This is a genomic window from Bradyrhizobium hereditatis, from assembly GCF_020329435.1.
GTDB lineage: Bacteria > Pseudomonadota > Alphaproteobacteria > Rhizobiales > Xanthobacteraceae > Bradyrhizobium > Bradyrhizobium hereditatis.
On the sequence record NZ_JAGKJK010000028.1, the window covers coordinates 1 to 16,409 of the forward strand.

Genomic DNA, 16,409 nt, shown 5'->3' on the forward strand with positions numbered 1-16,409 from the left:
ACTGCGACATCGATGGCAGCGGCTCAACCCGCACATCTGGTCTCGGTATCGGGGGCGGCACCAACTCTGCGATCATCGGCTGCGATATCAAAGGCATGGTGATCGGCATCCAGCTGTTCGGCCGCGCCGAGGTCAAGGACAACTATATCCACGACTTGGCTGACACGTCGAGCAACCCGGATGCCCGTCACTTCGATGGCATCACCTTGTTTGGTGGCCAAAACGGTTCGGTGATCGAGCACAACACGATCTCCATGCCCACCGGCGCCGGCGGCACTGCCGCCGTCTTCATCAAGACCGAGTTCGGTGCCATTGACGGTGTTCAGGTTAGAAATAACCTGATGGCCGGCGACCCGTCGTTCACACTCTATGTGGAATCCACGACGCACCCCATCACCAACGTCACGGTCGAAAACAACTACGTTGAGCGCGGGATTTACGGTTACTTCAACGTCGTGAATTCGACCCCGATTATCCGCAACAATGTCCAATGGAACAACAACACCGACGCGACGCCTTACCCAACCTCGGCGCCGACCCAGCCTTCCACACCCTCGACGCCTACCGCGCCGTCCGCACCGACGATCGCGTCGTTCTCGAACGATAGTGGGGTGACCGGCGACGGCATCACCAGCGACAACACCCTTCAGCTCCAGGGCACCGCAGCCGCCAACAGCACCGTGAAGGTGCTCGACGGTACGACCCAGATTGGGACCACCACGGCCAACAGCAGTGGCGCGTGGACCTACACGACCGCTGCGCTGTCGGACGGCAACCATAGCCTCAAGGCCACAGCCACCACGACGTCCGGCACCAGTTCGACGTCATCGGTACTTGCCGTGAAAATTGACACCGCGGCGCCGTCGGCCCCGACGATGGCGACGCCAACCAACAACGCCAATGGCGGGCTTAATCTAGCCGGTACGGCGGAAGCGAGCAGCGTCGTGAAGGTGTTCGACGGCACGACCCAGATCGGGACCGCGACGGCCAACAGCAGTGGGGCTTGGAGCTACAGCACCGGCGTCCTTGCGGCCGGTTCGCACAGCCTCACCGCAAAGGCAACGGACGCGGCAGGCAACACCAGCGCGGCATCTGCCGTGGTCACGGCCAGCACCGGCACCTCGGCTCCCACAGCTCCACCAACTTCGCCAACGCCAACTCCGGGTGAGACAGTCGAGTCGGCTGGTGCGACAAGTCTCGTTGAGAGCGGCGGCAAATATTACCTCAACAGCAGCAGCGGATCCGGCCCGACGTTGAAATATGGCGGTGCGGATTTTGTGGACGGGCAAGATGGCACCTGGACGCCGATCGGTGCGGAGAAGACGGCCACGGGCTATCAGGTTGCCTGGAAGGAGGCTAGCACCGGTCAGTACACGGCCTGGAACACCGACAACAACGGCAACTACGTTTCCCATGTCAGCGCCCTGACCGGCTCCACGTCGGGCGGCCAGGTGTCGGGTACGGACTATGGCCTTAAATTGCTAGAGACGAGCTTCCATCAGGACCTCAATGGTGACGGACAGATCGGTGCTTCCAGTCCAACTGCGCCGACTTCGTCCGTCGCTTTCACCACCATGTACAAGAACTGGAGCGATATCGTCACGATCAAAGGCGTCGCCGATGCCAACAGTCAGATCAAGCTGTACGACGGCAACGTATCGTTGGGAACGGTGAATACGGCTGCCGACGGCAGCTGGTCCTTCAAGACATCGTCGGCCGTATCCGACACGGTGCATACCTATACTGCCAAGCAGATCGATAGCACCGGTCAGGTTGTTGGTACTTCGGGTAATGCGATCCTCGGCTCGACAAGGAGCGATACACTGAACGGCACCTCCGGCGACGACCTTTTCGCTGGGAACGGAGGCGCTGACACTTTCGTCTTTGCGCCCAACTTCGGGAAGGACGTCGTCAAGGGTTTCGATGCATACGGACGGTCCCACGATGTGGTTCAGTTCAGCAAGAACGTCTTCGACAGTTTCGCGAGCGTTCTCGCCCATGCAGCGCAGGTAGGCCAAGATGTTGTCATTTCGGCTGGTGCGGACAACTCGGTGACGCTAAAGAACACCAAGCTGAGCGCCCTCGATAAGTATGACTTCCAGTTCTCGTAGTCGTTCAGCCTAAGACGAATTCGGACGCGCTTAGCCCATTTATGAGCGCGTCCGAATTATCAGCAGAAGCGTTGGTCGCGGAGGATCGCAGGAAAGGCAACAACCCTGGCTCGCGAACAGCTCGCAGGCATTGATGATCACCGACGAACCAGGTGGCGAAGGTAACGTAAGGTGATGTTTTATAGGATCTTTGAACGTTGGCGCCCCGGCCAGCAACTGTCAACGTACTCAGCCACTAGCCATCTAATACCTGACTGAAATGACCGCGCCTGCTCGATAGCGCCAGCATGGTCCGTAGTGCGCAGGTCCAGGATACCAGCCGGACCCGAAAAATGGCACGGTCAGAGGGGTAGCCCCCCGCACGCCTTCTACAAACTCGCACCGAGCGTGGCGAAGTCCGACTGATCGCCCCGGTCTTGCGCTCCAGCGGGGCGCCCCAGGATCCGCTTTGGCGATGGAAACTGCCTCGACAGCCCGATCCGCCGCTTCAATTGAGCCCGTGGAAATAGCGAGGATCGCGGTCAACAAGACCGACCAAGTGAGAATTCGATGCGCAGTCGACATTATGGTCCCTCTTGTTGGTGTGTGTCCCAAGGCTAACCTCGAGTTCGAACATGCCCTAGCCCGATCAACAGGGGAGATCCGCTCCGGTGTCCGATTCTCGCCAATTCCATGCTGAGGCTCGAGCTGCCGTGAAATGCTCCCGCTAGGTACCCTGGGCCAGCGCTTTGGCGGGAGCCGACCAGCCACTGTAGCATCGATCAAATCATCGTCCGGCTCCTGTCCGGCGGCCCCCTCATTGCAGCGCATAAAATTCTCTAAAACGTTGAACCTGCCTCCCGCCACCATCGTCTAACATTCTCGGAAATCCTTGCTGCCTAGCACACGGGGGATTCGATGGGTAATGGTGTCACAAGCGAAGCCTACAATAGAGCTCTTCAGGATTCGTTCAAAACAATAAAGCACGCCCACAAACAGCTTCGCGTTGTGACCAAGGCCAAGGCAACACAGACAGCCCTCATGTCACGTATGGAACTTTACGGGGTATTGCTTGGGGAGGTCGCAGGTATTCGCAGCAATCTAGTGGCCTATCTCGAATACACGCGCGGGGAGGGCGAAATTCCTATGCAGATGGAATGTGTTGACCGCGACCCGCGTCAAGAGGTCTCGTCGTTGTGACTATCGTCGTCTGCATGACGAGCGCTTTTGTCTATTATAAAGTCTTCCAACTTCCCTCCGGCGCTTAAGGCGGCGACCAGCCATCTCGGCTGTTTTCCGCGTCCAGACCACTTCTGCGTCGGCTGGGCGGGGTTCCAGTATTTTGGCTCTACTTTTGGATATTTGCGTCGCGGGCGGTTGGCGGGCGGTCCCTCAACGTCGCCCATCTGCTCTACGCGGTTCAATTGCGCCAGACGCCGCTCCAATTGAAGTTTTTCCGCGGTGATCTTTTCGGACAGGAGTTTGGTGAGCTGCTCATGCAAGAGCCAAAGCTCGTCAAAATCCATTGTCTCCAAATCTGTCCTGCGCATCGCGGGTCCGTTAAGGCTAACAGATTGCGGTCTTTCCGGAAGCATCCAATCCTCGAAATATCGCTGGCGGTGATGCCCATTACGTGCGAAGTTTGAATTGATAGCGTTAGGTTTTTTCAAACATTATTTGGTTGCAAATTTAATAATTTAATTTAGTTAAAAGCAAGAGCGTTATTTGGTATTTTGAACAGAGCCAATGCGCCGGGGAGGGCGGCATGCTGTTAATGAGAACAGGATTAGGGTAGGGTCGTTGCCATAGTTTTTGCGTAGGTGCCCAAATGGATCATTTTATTGGTTCGTCTCTTTGTCGCCTTCAGGATGCGGTTGATCGTTGCATAGTACCCACCGCCGCATCGAGTGACCTTAGCCAACTTAGGCAGCAGATTGAACTTCGGCAGCGTGTCCTGAAGGATATCGAAGTCATTAGATGCCGGCTGTCGCTTTTCTTTCGCCACAGAGGCACGGGGGCGCGCAGGAAGCCGCAGTACCGGCGGCGGCAACCGAGCCTTGCCGCGCGCCAGAATCCCGGCTGCCGAACCTCTCGTCTCTAGCTGCAGCTTTTGATCGAGGTGCAGTTCAAAAGTCCGCCCAGGTTGCAAGCTTCGCGCGGCCAGATTTCTGTGTCAAACCAACGCGAAGAAAGCCAGAATAATCCATTTTTCCCATGGAACTCTTGTAGCCCCCCTTGATTATTATTTAGGGGTGTGACATCGCCTTATGTTCTAAGCAGAATCAAGAGCGGCGGCATGGCTCCAAAGAAGATCGATTTCGAGTCCTGGTCTCTGGATGAGCTTTGGGCGCTTCACGGAGAGATCAGCGGAATTTTATCAGCGCGGATCAGGGCCGAGAAAGGCGAACTTGAGAAGCGCTTGGCCGTGCTTAGCCGTGGCACAATCATCGCGGATGATTTGGGGGATTTGCAACCGAACGGCAAGCCCCGCCGCAAGTATCCCCGGGTTTTGCCAAAATACCGGAATCCTCAGACCTCCGAAACCTGGTCGGGCCGCGGCAAGCGGCCGAGGTGGCTGGTTGCAGCAGTCAAGTCGGGACGCAAGATTGAAGAGTTCCGGATTAGCGAGACTGGTACGAAGGTTCGTCAGCGAGCGTGAACTGACCGAGCGGGTATTATTAACCACGAAATCAATAATTAAGGGTGGAGCCGGCGAACTGAGATAACCTGCCGTCAGAAATTAGATGTGCGGCAGAGGCAAGCGGTGACCAATCGGGATTGGGCAGAAATCGAAAATGAGCTGAACGGGCTAGTGCCCGGCCTTCCGCAAGGCGAGAAGACAACGTCGCGAAATCACAACGTTCGCCGGACGATCCAAACGGACGAACGGGCGCTCTTGGCGCACATCGCTGATGCTCTGGTTCAAGAGCAGCAATACTAATTCCTAAATTCGGGCTCGAATTGGCACCGCGCCGGTTACGCTCACCCTGCGACGTGCCGCTTCACTGAGGGGCACGACTATCGACGTCCATTCTGGCGTCTAATAGGCGTTGCGAGCGCGAAGTACCTCAATTGGCGTCTGGATCAGGATAACCAAATCCAGCCGAACGCTCCAATTGTCGATATACCAAAGATCGTACTCTACCCGTCGTTCAATAGAGGCGGTGGTGGGTGTGGGTCCTCGGCACCCGTGTATTTGCGCCCACCCTGTTAACCCGGGCTTCACACGCCGCCGGAAGGCGTAATTGCGGACAACCTTATCAAACTGGCTATCCTGCGAGATGGCGTGCGGGCGCGGTCCGACAAGCGACATACTTCCGTCGATCACGTTGAGCAACTGCGGCAGTTCGTCGATGCTTGTGCGACGCAACCATTTTCCAATGCGGGTGACACGGCTGTCGACCGCTCGCGCCTGGACGACCGACGGCCCGTCCTCCAAGACGCGCATAGTGCGGAATTTGTAGATCGAGAAGCTCCGACCGTTGAAGCCACAGCGTTGCTGTCTGAAAAGGACCGGACCAGATGAATCCAGCTTGATCGCTATGACAACTACAGCAAACAGGGGCGACAGAATAAGCAAGGCAAGGCCGGCGCCGATCAAATCCATGAACCGCTTGATGGCGCGCTCGAGAAACGTAAGCGGCCCTCGCTGAATTTCCACGCATAGGGCGCTACCGAGGTCCCGGGTGGGCCGCCGGAACATCTCCGAAAGCGCTCCGACAGGAACAAAGGCGACCGGAGTCGGCAGAACTCGCAGTTCGGCGACAAATGCGCGTAATTCTCCCCATCGGTTGGGATCCGCCTCGACGATGATCTCCTCGACATTGGAGCCACGCGCATTCTCTATGACGCGGGCGCTGAGCCGCTTGCGGTGATCAGAGCCGGAACGGGGCGGAGGCAAGCTGAAATGTTTGGTCACACAAAAACCGAGCATGGTCAGCGCAGGCACCAGTCCCACATCACTAGATTGTGGTTGGTCCGAAATCAGAATGATATTGCCGCCGGCGAACTTTCTTCCGCTGAGGCCCCTCATGAGCAAGCTCTTCATGAGAGCTCGTCCGACAAAAAGCAATGCAAGACTCGTAAGCGCAAAGGCTATTCCGGCGCCGCGAGAGAAATCCTCACCGAAGTTGAGCAACCCGGCCGCAGCGGCGAGAAGGATAAATGCATATAGCAAAGCGCCGCAAACGGCGCGGATCTGATTGCGCAGGACCAGCAGTTCGCTTGGCCTATACATACCCCGCATCTTCAGCAACGACACAAACATCGCCGATACGACGATGGCCGAGCCGATCGCGTTTGCGAGGTCTGCCGCTGCCCAACTACTGTAGATCCGGCACAAGAAGACCGAGATGACGCTTGCGAGAACAATGATGGCAAGATCGGCGCAGATCGCAACCAACTCGATTGACCTATAGCGAATCGGCCATTTCCGTTGGGCACCCAACGGATAGCTGTATTCTTCGAGGGCAATTTCCTCGTGGAGGCCGGCTGCAATATGTCGGTTAATAAAGTTCATGCCAGAACCAGTGTCGTTCGAGGCTTTTGCAATCAGGATTAATTTATTATTAACGCTTTAAATAAATCAAGCAAAAACGGCGATGAATTAAATGAGTCGGATTATTTTTTGCGGTGGATTATCTCAGCGCCAGAACAGGCACATAGCTACAGATCAATGCAGTAGGCTCGCTCACCGGCCTAAACGCGTCAATTGGCTGCAAAAGGCTTTATTCGGCGTTGGCTCATGCCCGGGACCAATTGTGCAACGAGACGATGGGCCTCTTTGAGGTCGGCCTCGCCGAGCCGCTCGGGCCCTTTAAGACGCGACAAGTCGCAGAGGCGGTTGCTTTCAAAGCAACCGGAGACCCGCCGACAAAAGACGACGCCCCGCCGCGGGAACGGCAGGGCGCGATCGTTTGGTCTGGGATGCTTCAGCCTTCACAAGATACGTTAACGTATCGGTCTGACAAGCACGGTGCTGCAATGAGCGGCGCCGGCATGAAATGGGCGCGCGCGGACAAGCGCAAACCCACGCAACCCGCTAACACCCGCTTCCCTCGAGACAGGCTCGGGAAGGCGGCCAAGGCCGCTTGGCTCGCATGGAAGGTGTCCCTGACGCCTCAGCAGAAGCGCCAGCTCAGAGGAGTAGATTCGTCAGCGTCACAGCATTGACCGAACAAACACGCGTTGGGTCGGCCGTGGCCACCTTCTGGTGCTCGGTGGTCCCACCCCAGCACACATCGTCCCGGTCAATTGTCGCCAGCGACGGGTTTTGATCCCGCCAGACGTGGCCAGTCGGAGCCATGGCACCATGGTGAATACAAGGTTCAAGCGCAGGCTCGCGCATTCGGGAAAATTGGCAATTCGGTAAGGAACCCGGACCACCATGACGCGTTGTTTGTCGCCGATAGGAGGTATCATAGGATGGCAGAGCCGGCCGTTAATCTCGATCATTTCTTACGCTTGCCAGCCCTCGCGCAGTCGTTGCGTCGCGAGTATCTAAACGCCAAGCCTTGGCCCCATATCGTGCTCGAAGGTATTTTTCCAGAAGAGCTATTGGATTCCGTTGCTGCCGAGTGCGCGAGCCTTGATCCAGCGCGTCTCATCGTGAGCAACGACTATCGTCAGATCAAGCAGGAAGCGTGGGACGGCCTCGGCCCGGCCACCACGCGTTTCCTCGATCTAGTCGAAGGTGAAACCTTCCTCGAATTTATTTCTACCGTAACCGGCGTCGCCGACCTTCTGACTGATCCCACGCACAGATATGCCGGAGCGCACCGGACACCTCCCGGTGGCTTCACCAAAATCCATCAAGATTTCGAAGTGCACCCAACCTCGGGCCTGTTTCACCGGGTCAACCTGCTCGTTTATGTCAACCGCGACTGGGCCGATTCCTACGGCGGTAGCCTTGAATTATGGCCACCAGATATGTCGGCCATCGGGCGTCGGATTTTTCCGCGATTTAACACGATGGTGTTATGGGAAACTCACGGCGCGACACTGCACGGCCTGCCTGACCCCGTTAAGTGCCCCTCGGATCGGATGCGCCTTTCGGTTGCCTGCTATTACTACACGAAAGCACCCCGTGTTGCGGCTCCAGGCGAGCGGCGCGTTCGCTACTGGGCAGCCCGTCCAGGCGAGGATCGCGCAATTGAGCGCCTCAACTGGCGGGACCGCTTGCGCGAACTGACGCCCGAGCCTCTGCGCAATCTCGTGCGAACGACGCGCGACAGCATTTTCCGACGGGCTTCGCCGCCAAGCTAAAGCGATCCTTCGCCCATGCGCGAACTGGGAGAGCCAAAGATTCACCCGAAGTTCGCTACGAGGCGAGGACACCCCGGAAATCGAACGTCTCGGACGTTAGGAACGCGGAGGAGGGAAGTGGGTTGATCCGCGTCGCATCCCTCGCTGCGACACCTCAGCCCGAGAAGAACGGCCTAGAACCTGCCGCGCTAGGCCCTTTCTCGCGTTCAGGGGCCCGTCGGCCGGTTCAATACAACAGCGATGTCTGCCCTTGCGTAGTTGGTAAGGGTCCTAACTAAGATCGGGCCTGAAGCCCGCCGGCATTGCAGGGACGTCCTCAGGATCGGCCGGATTTCTATTGCAGCCCGGGCAAGGTGCGCCGGCGCCACGGCAGCCACACGCCCGTTCACCCAAGAATGGCCGATCGAGGTGATTTTCACAAACCCACCGAGTGTTGTCGGACTGAGGACAGTACCGCATCGAATTCCGCCCGCTAGTAAAGGAAACCAATGTCGGCGCAGTAGTTGGCGTTCCGACATGGTCGACAGCTGCACGGCTACTTTTGGTGTAGCGAGGGTGGGCTGCCGGGTGCTGGATTTCGGCGTGGGCCTTTGGGTGAAGGGCTGGCCTCCAGGGCCTCAGCTTCACGCCACGAAACTGAGGCCCCTGGTGCGAGGCAAATGCGCCTGCCGGTCAATTTCGGGGGCTGGGCTGCGGCGCGGGCGAAGCTTGTGATGTTGCGGGCTGCTGGGGTGTGCTTGTAGGCTGCTGTTGAGGTGTGGCGACAAGCTGCTGATCGCCGCCACCATGGGGCACGCAGGTGCCAATGTTGCTCAGCAGCCGTTTGGCCTGCAATTCGCGAGCTCTGGCGTAATCTCGCCGCCGGTCGAATTTGATCGCAGCTCCCCGGTCCCAAGCGTCAAACGCATCAGCATAGTGCTGGCGCATCTGCTCTTCGGCAGCGAGACAATCGGCAAACTTATCAAACACCAGGTCAGTATTGACCGGCATGACGCCGCCTACCAAGACCACAAGCATCCATTTCATAGTTTCCCGCCTATATGTTGCTCCCCCTACTTTGAGAACGTGCGCTAAGTTCCAGCTAAACCATCGACAGTTAGGAACGCGCGTGAGGGAAAGTGGGTTGATCCGCGTCGCATCTTCCCCCCTGGTGCGACACTCAGCACGAGAGGGTCTCGGCGCCGCCGCCGGGACCCTTTGCTATGAACAGTAAAAAGATGCAGATCGCGCCAGCCGAAAGAGCCAGCGTAGCGGCAAGAGTAACGGCATAACTCCGATCGATTCGCGCGCCATTGAAATAGAGTGGAGATGGGGTCTGGTAATCATGTTGATATGGATCAATTGGCGAAGGGCGAGGCCCATGATCTAGCAGCCTCAGCGCGCCGCCTGCACGGCGCTCGGTTGTTCGCCCTGGATCGCGCCTGTGCTGGCCAACCATTCTCGACCCTTTGCCAAAAGCCGGTAGCAAGCAGCTATGTCGGCGTATCGTTTCTTTAGCGGCCTGATCGATGTCTCAGCCAGCGCTTCGAATTCGGCGGCTCTCTCCAGATATTCCGCGACGCTGCGCACCTTACCCTCCTCATGTCGGAAGTCGCAGACCAGGCGACTTCAGCCACTCGTCTAGGTGCGCTGCGGTTTCGGTTTGGCGGGCACGTCTCAGGAACTGTTCCTGAGCGGTGCCGGGAGGAAGTGCCCGAGCCGCTTCTCTGTGGCGCTGAACTTCTTCCGCTAGCCGTTCTTCAAAACTTTTCTCGTGCTGGATGCGGCGACGCCTCTCATTTGCTCGAGCTAGCGGTAATCTGGTTGACCGTTGGCCGCTTGTTTCGCGTGCTGGCGGTTGAAATGGGCGGCCCCGACGGCTCCTCAGCCCCTGCTGCTGGGGCCGCTTTTTGCATTGGCTAGCTACGCAAAGTCGCTCGCCGCAGCGCTCTGCGGGCCCGCCCAGGATGATAGCTTTCCATCAAGCTAGATAATGGTCCACCAGTAAACATTGCCAGAAGTTCCCGGTCTCCTATAGAATGAGCGATTACTTTCATGATTCGCGGGGGGCGCGTCATGGTGGCTGACTGGGAGTCAATGTCGATCAGTGAGCTGTTCGAACTGCACCAACAGATGCAGTCAGTACTTCGCGACAAACTGATCGCTAAAAAAGAGTTGCTAGAAGATCGCTTGCTTAGGCTTAACCCGCCGTCGGATATTGTCCTCGGGAAAGATCGGCGGTCTTAGTTGGCAATCTAGTCCTCGACCTTTCGCGATACGCTCGCTTCGCTCGAAAAGGTGCTTCTTTTTGTCGAACCAGCTCCTGCAGATTTGCAAGTTCCTCAAGGCTTCCAACTAGATCAGCGTTATCTTTCTCTAATTGATAAAAGCGGTCGCTTGCACTTTGGAGTGTCGCCTTCATCACAGCCTCCCTACCGTACACCGTGCAGCAACCCTCGATATTATCGAGTGGCTAGGTGGAAGTCGGTGCGAAAGCTTACAAAGCCTGCTCATAAAACGGGACTACCGCGGCGTGCTGAGAAGTTCCTGTTACCTGTTTTTCCCGACGTGGCTCCTTCGTGGATCTTTTTGGAGATCCTGGAACGTACACTAGGTGCCCATGCGGGAGAGTCTCAACGGCGCCCTTAGACCTTGCCACGCATCTCGAAATGAGAAACGGCCCCAGCCTGCTCGAAGACTGGGGCCGTCTTCCGGGTTAGGGCTTGGGGGCAGGTCCCGGAAGCCGAGGTCTTTCTCAAACGTATTGTCGCGACCCTCGCACGTCTGCCCGGTAAGCGACGCTCTTGGGACACTTCCCGGCGGACACGCTAAGAGCCCCGCCTGTTTACGCGGCGGGCTTACAACGACCCCAGCACCTGCCAGATGATTGCCAGCACCAGTATCACCAGCATGGCTAGGCGGTCCTGCGGCCAATCCGGTTCATTCGATTACCGGATACTCGAAGACAACGCCTTCAGGATCGTTTGTCTCTAGCCAGGTTTCCGCGGCGTCGGCATTCGCGAAGATCTTGAGGTGATCAGGGTCCCCGACCGCTTGCTCGTATCGACGTGGACGAAAACGGTCATTGGTCTCTTCAGCTTGCGCTTGCCCAATGATGACCTTTGCGCTCGGGATTAAAGTCCCGTTCGATGTGACGATTCAACGCCCGCATGATGCCGATCCGGGCGAGCATCGTCGGGCCGCCATGCTCTGCAACGAGAATTAGCGCCTCCGTGACCGCTTGCCATTCCGGCGCGGGAGTGCTCGGCTTTCGGCAGCTTCGTGATTTAGCTGGCGGCATCCCCAACGTGAGGAGCCGGCAGCCATTTGGAAGCGGGATTGGATCCTCAAACGAGGCGGACCCGGGCAATAAGATCTACTCGGGCAATGATCTTGGGTGTTCCGTCCCATGACACCCTATCCCTCGCGGAGCCGCCTTCGAGTGTGCAATTGTGCGCCTTGCGGAGTTTTGCACATGGCGTGATCCACGTGGCAGCTCGTGGCGGGCGCCTGGTAGGGCGGCGCCGGTGCCGTCGCAAGGCTATGGGCGACTGGGATGATTGTTGATGCGCAGCCAGAAAGGCGGCGGATCGCGGCGATCGACTGCCGACCTTTGCCGGGGTCCAGATTCCCAGCCGCATCGGTGCTCTGATTCCGGCCGGAGGTGACCGACTAAAAGCGTGATGCTTCTTAGAATCGTGGTCGATCATGATCCGGAAGGCCGCTACGCACTATTCCGGATCATGCTTAGGGGGTCGCAGTCGTAATCGGCGGCGGCGTTGTGATAATCGTCGTCGTTCCGGTGCCCGAAGCAGCTGCTTTGAGGGCAAAGAAGTTGGTTGCGTAGATGATCGGGTCGTTTACGGTCGCCATGATGGTTCTCAGGAAGACCAGGAACTTGGTGGTTTCCACGCTAACCGAGTTAGATGTGTAGATGACGTCCTTGTTACGCATCTGGAATGACTGGGCCAGGAAATAGCCCGATGGATCCCGAAGGTTTACGTGAAAAATGATCGGAATGATGTCGCCCTGAAATGGCCTGACGTCGACGCCGATCTCTTTGGCAACGGCCCGCGTTTCACCGCGGTAGAGATACACCGCCGCAGGATCGGCTTGAGCGTCGTTCAGTCCACCTTGTTTTCCGATTGCTTCGGCCAGCGACAGGCGCCACGCGTCGAACTTGAATTGGCCTTGCGTTCCACCGGCGCCAAACGCGACGAAGGTCTGCGGCATATTGAATAGGTAGATGACATCGTTGGGGAGCACATAAATGTCATTGGCGGGCTCATACATCAGCGCGCCAAATGGCACGCTGGCACGATGCCCCATCCGTTTGAGTGAGACCCAAGTGTCGTATCCTTGCGCGGATGGGCCGCCTGCACGTGCGATCGCATCAAGGACGCGTTCGCCAGAGGGGCTGGCTGGAAAACGACCGGCGGTTCGCACGTCCCCTAGGACGGTGATCAAGGAAGTGTTTTGCGTCGCGAGATTGACCACGACTTGCGGTTCAAGGGCGCGAGCCTTGAGTTTGTCCGTGATCTCGTTGCTGATCTCGAAGGGCGTGCGGCCCTTGGCCCGAATAGAACCCGCGTATGGAACCGAGATATTGCCTTGTTCGTCGACCGCTTGGTTGGGAATGGTGACAAAGTTGCCAGCGCGGACACCTGCTTCGGACGTGAAAAGACCGCCGGCTGCGGCCTCAAAAATAGTGACACTGACAATGTCGCCGATCCCAAAGCGAAATGCCTTCGGCGGGGTTTGAGCGGCAAACGCCGTGGATAGCCTGGGTATGTGTTGGCCAAGAATGTTGACGACTTCCGGGGTCAGCTTGACCAGCGCATAGGGGAGGGCGGCCGGCTCGCTGCCTTCCTTGGCCCTCTGCACGTCTGCGCCCAAGGGGCCGCTACCAGGCGTGATGATACATCCGGCACAGAACAGGGTCATAATGCCGACCGCGATTCTCGCCCCGATTTGCAGCGTCCGGATCAGAACCGTTCCCCCAACTATCAACTGAGACCAATGGCGGCACGTTGGCACTGCCTGGCGAATCGAACCAGCCCGTTCGTCTATCTAACTGAAAAGCAGTCCCCGTGTGTTGCGGGCCTGCAACAGTTGCGGGCCGGCGCAAACAACTAATGATCACCGATATAGAATAACAAATCCCTGCTTAGCCGGAATTGGATATGCCGTAGCGGGCGCAGTGGTCCTCACTGTAGTAATCGCGCAAATAGCTGTCGTAGCGAGCCATTGCCTTGATGTCGGTCTTGTTGAGGACAGTGCCGATCAAGCTATCGTGGATGGTAGGGGCGGTGTGCAGGGCGTGCTTGACGACGTCGATCTTTGTCTGTCCCCATTCGACAACAAGGATAAAGTGGTCGACGAGCTGTGTTGTGGCGCGAACATCGACCAATGGTGTCAGGGGGGGAAGATCGACGATGACGTAGTCATAACTCGCCCGTAACCGGTCGAAGAGCTTGTGCATTGAGTCCGTCGAAAGGAGTTCGCTGCTGTGCAGCAGGTCGTTCCGACGAACGGCCGGCAAGAATGCCAGGTTCGTCGTTGGGTCCCGCCAAACTGTCTCTTCTATCGACTGGCTGCCATTGGTGACCTCGATTATGCCGGCGGCTGCATTTGGTGCGAGACTGGAGGACAGTGAAGGATTCCTCAGGTCGCAGTCGACGATGATGACGCTTTTGCCACCGTGCCCAACGAGCTGCGCCAGGGAAGCTGCAATCGTGGTCTTGCCTTCATTGGGCAAAGCTGAGGTGATGCCAATAACCTGATTCGAGGTCTTGGTCGCATTGAGATCGATTGCCAGCTTGATCGAACGTATCGCCTCGGCGAACCTCGATAGCGGTCTGTCGATGACGGCACGGTGGATAGCAGAATCCCTCGAAATGGTTCGCTGGCCCAGATCCCCCTCGCTCGAACGCGATTTGGCTCTGCGCATCGGTGTCTGCGGCACGACGAGCTCCGGCACCAACGCGAGGCATGGCAGTCCCAGTTCGGCTTCGATCTGCGCGGAGGTGCGAAAGACGCGATCCATTAGCTCTCGGAACAAGCCCAGCATGATCCCGAAGCCGATGCCGCCAATCAAGCCCAGCGCGAGAATTACCCTGCTTTTCGGTTTGCTCTTGCTCAGCGGCGGCGACGCAGGCTGGACTACCCTTGTCTCGGAGATGGGAAAACTCTCCTGTTGCTTGGAGCCGATGTAGCGCTGCTGGAACATGTCAGACAGGCTGCGCAAACCCTTCGCACGATTTTCCAGCTCCCGTATGGTCAGTTCAGCCGCATTCGTTGTGCGCGATTGGGCCACCGCTTCGGCCAGCTGCTTCTCGATCTGTTGCTGTCGCTGCTTAGCAACTTCGAGGTCATTTCGGGTGTTTTCGGCAAGTCTTCTGACCTCATCGAAAATCGAAGAGCGTAGATCGCGCATACGATTGCGGAGAGTGGCAACAGCCTGATGGTTAGGTCCGAATCTGGCCGAATACTCGCTTTCGCGTCTCGTCAGTTCAAGATACTGCTGTCGGAGGCCGTTTATGATCGGATTGCTGGTGACGTCGGAGCCAACAGCATCCAGGGTGCCCATCGAAGACAAATTAGCTGGGTTGCTGCGCAATATAGCGTCGTACTGATTTAACCTCGCTGAGGCTTCGGTCAGCTGCGCGCGAGCCGCCATCAGCCGATTGTTGAGCTCTGTGACCTGCTGCTCGTCGATCGACTTTCCTTCCGGGGACACGATGTTGTTCTGAGACTTGTATTGATTAACAGCGCGCTCAGCATTGAGCGCCTGGTCGCCAAGATCGCGCAGCCTGTCCTGAAGCCAGCTGGTTGCACTTCGATTGGCCTCGAATTTCGCATTCAGTTGTTCCGTGATGTATGCGCCTGCTACTGCGTTTGCGATTTCCGCGGCTCGTTCGGGGTTGCTCGAACTGAAGCTGATCTCCAGAATGCTGCTCATGCCGATCCGGTTTGCTGAGAGCCGGTCCTGGAATGCCGTGATGGCATCGGACAGTCCTGCCGGAGTGCCAGCTTTGGATTGCTCCGGCAGGGTCGAGTTCCACGTCGATGCCGCGCGCCATAATGAAGACAGTGACGGTCCGGAACCGCTGAAATCGGGGTCATTGACGAGGTTAAGCTGAGTGATCACTGAGGTTGCCAGCGCGCTCGACTTGAGCAGCTGGATTTGGGTCTCGATCTGGTTGTGGTCGAAGGCTGGCTCCGAAAGTATCGACTGCTGCTGTACGAACTGCGCCCTGGGGTTTGCCAGAAGGACCTGCACACGCGCAGTATAGGTGGGTGGGGTGATCCGTAGGTAGATTATGCATGATGTTAATGCGAACACCGCAGTAAGGATGATCACAAGGTATTGGCGTCGCAGCAGCCCGAGTGCGAAATTAATAAGCTCGCTTATACCGCCCCCAGATCCGGCATCGTCGCTGTACGCCGGGCCGGTCTGAGGATTGCGGGTCTGCTCGGCGTTTAACATGTTGGTTTGAAGCATTTTGGTGCTCGCTGCGCGGCCTGTGATCGCCGTCCGACGGCCGCAACAGTGATCGTGTTGGGCCAGATTTGACGCCTCCGGTCGAGGATGGAGGCATTTAAATATAACAGGGGAAAAATCTGTTGTCCAAATTAAATGATAGTAGTTAATTTTCCGAGGCGCCCTCAAAGCGCGGCAGTCAAGAGGTGGCTAGTTGGCATGACCATCCGCCGCGGCCCCTACCGCTACAACGTCAGGCTGGGAGATAATCTTCGGGCTGCGAGGTGCCTCCTATTGGTTCTGCGGTAACGCGAGGAGGAGTTTTAATCGCGCGATAGACTCGCCTTTTTCCGGGCAGCCGATTTTTTTCGAGAATGCGATTGTTTTGAACGGGCAAGCAGCCTCTCGAGTTCTTCTCGGAGGCGAAGAATTTCCTCGTAGCGGACTGTCAGGTCGTCTTTCATGGGGGGCCTGGTGCGCTTTGGCATGCCGCAACTTAGCGAGCGCGCAACCACCTGCAACAAAACTCCGGGATTAAGCTTGATAGGCGCTCAAGGGGTTAATTCCGGAACTGACACTGCCGCTGAGAAGTC

9 protein-coding genes are annotated in these 16,409 nt (G+C 57.5%); 4 read left to right on the top strand and 5 right to left on the bottom strand.

Annotated elements, in window-relative coordinates; genetic code table 11:
- Nucleotides 1-2,111 (top strand): Ig-like domain-containing protein (locus J6524_RS35135; RefSeq protein ID WP_312002532.1); only part of this gene is annotated, 2,111 nt, incomplete at its 5' end.
- A gap of 897 nt (nt 2,112-3,008) precedes the next feature.
- Complete coding sequence (locus J6524_RS35140) at nt 3,009-3,290, top strand: hypothetical protein (RefSeq protein ID WP_225678473.1); 282 nt, start codon at nt 3,009-3,011, stop codon at nt 3,288-3,290.
- Here the strand turns inward: J6524_RS35140 and J6524_RS35145 are convergent.
- Nucleotides 3,269-3,616: an H-NS histone family protein gene (locus J6524_RS35145; protein ID WP_376712118.1), complete on the bottom strand. Its 348-nt coding sequence runs from the start codon at nt 3,614-3,616 to the stop codon at nt 3,269-3,271. The genes J6524_RS35140 and J6524_RS35145 overlap by 22 nt on opposite strands.
- 770 nt (nt 3,617-4,386) lie before the next feature.
- On the opposite strand from J6524_RS35145, the gene J6524_RS35150 reads away from it, so the two are divergent.
- Nucleotides 4,387-4,749 (top strand): H-NS histone family protein, encoded by a 363-nt coding sequence (locus tag J6524_RS35150; RefSeq protein WP_225678474.1) that lies wholly within the window; start codon nt 4,387-4,389, stop codon nt 4,747-4,749.
- A 381-nt stretch (nt 4,750-5,130) separates the two neighbouring features.
- Here the strand turns inward: J6524_RS35150 and J6524_RS35155 are convergent, their stop codons facing one another.
- Complete coding sequence (locus J6524_RS35155; RefSeq protein ID WP_225678475.1) at nt 5,131-6,609, bottom strand: exopolysaccharide biosynthesis polyprenyl glycosylphosphotransferase; 1,479 nt, start codon at nt 6,607-6,609, stop codon at nt 5,131-5,133.
- Nucleotides 6,610-7,514: 905 nt separating this feature from the next.
- On the opposite strand from J6524_RS35155, the gene J6524_RS35160 reads away from it, so the two are divergent.
- Complete coding sequence (locus J6524_RS35160) at nt 7,515-8,354, top strand: 2OG-Fe(II) oxygenase (protein ID WP_225678476.1); 840 nt, start codon at nt 7,515-7,517, stop codon at nt 8,352-8,354.
- Nucleotides 8,355-9,026: 672 nt separating this feature from the next.
- On the opposite strand, the gene J6524_RS35165 is transcribed toward J6524_RS35160, so the two are convergent.
- The 3 genes from J6524_RS35165 to J6524_RS35180 form a co-directional block, all read right to left on the bottom strand.
- The gene (locus J6524_RS35165; protein ID WP_225678477.1) at nt 9,027-9,380 is read right to left on the bottom strand and encodes a hypothetical protein; all 354 of its coding nucleotides are present in this window, start codon (nt 9,378-9,380) and stop codon (nt 9,027-9,029) included.
- A 2,700-nt stretch (nt 9,381-12,080) separates the two neighbouring features.
- Nucleotides 12,081-13,277, bottom strand: a complete 1,197-nt coding sequence (locus tag J6524_RS35175; RefSeq protein ID WP_225678478.1) for a polysaccharide biosynthesis/export family protein — start codon at nt 13,275-13,277, stop codon at nt 12,081-12,083.
- A 223-nt stretch (nt 13,278-13,500) separates the two neighbouring features.
- Entirely contained in the window at nt 13,501-15,837 is a 2,337-nt protein-coding gene (locus J6524_RS35180; protein ID WP_225678479.1) for an AAA family ATPase, read from the bottom strand.
- Between the last annotated feature and the right edge of the window lie 572 nt (nt 15,838-16,409).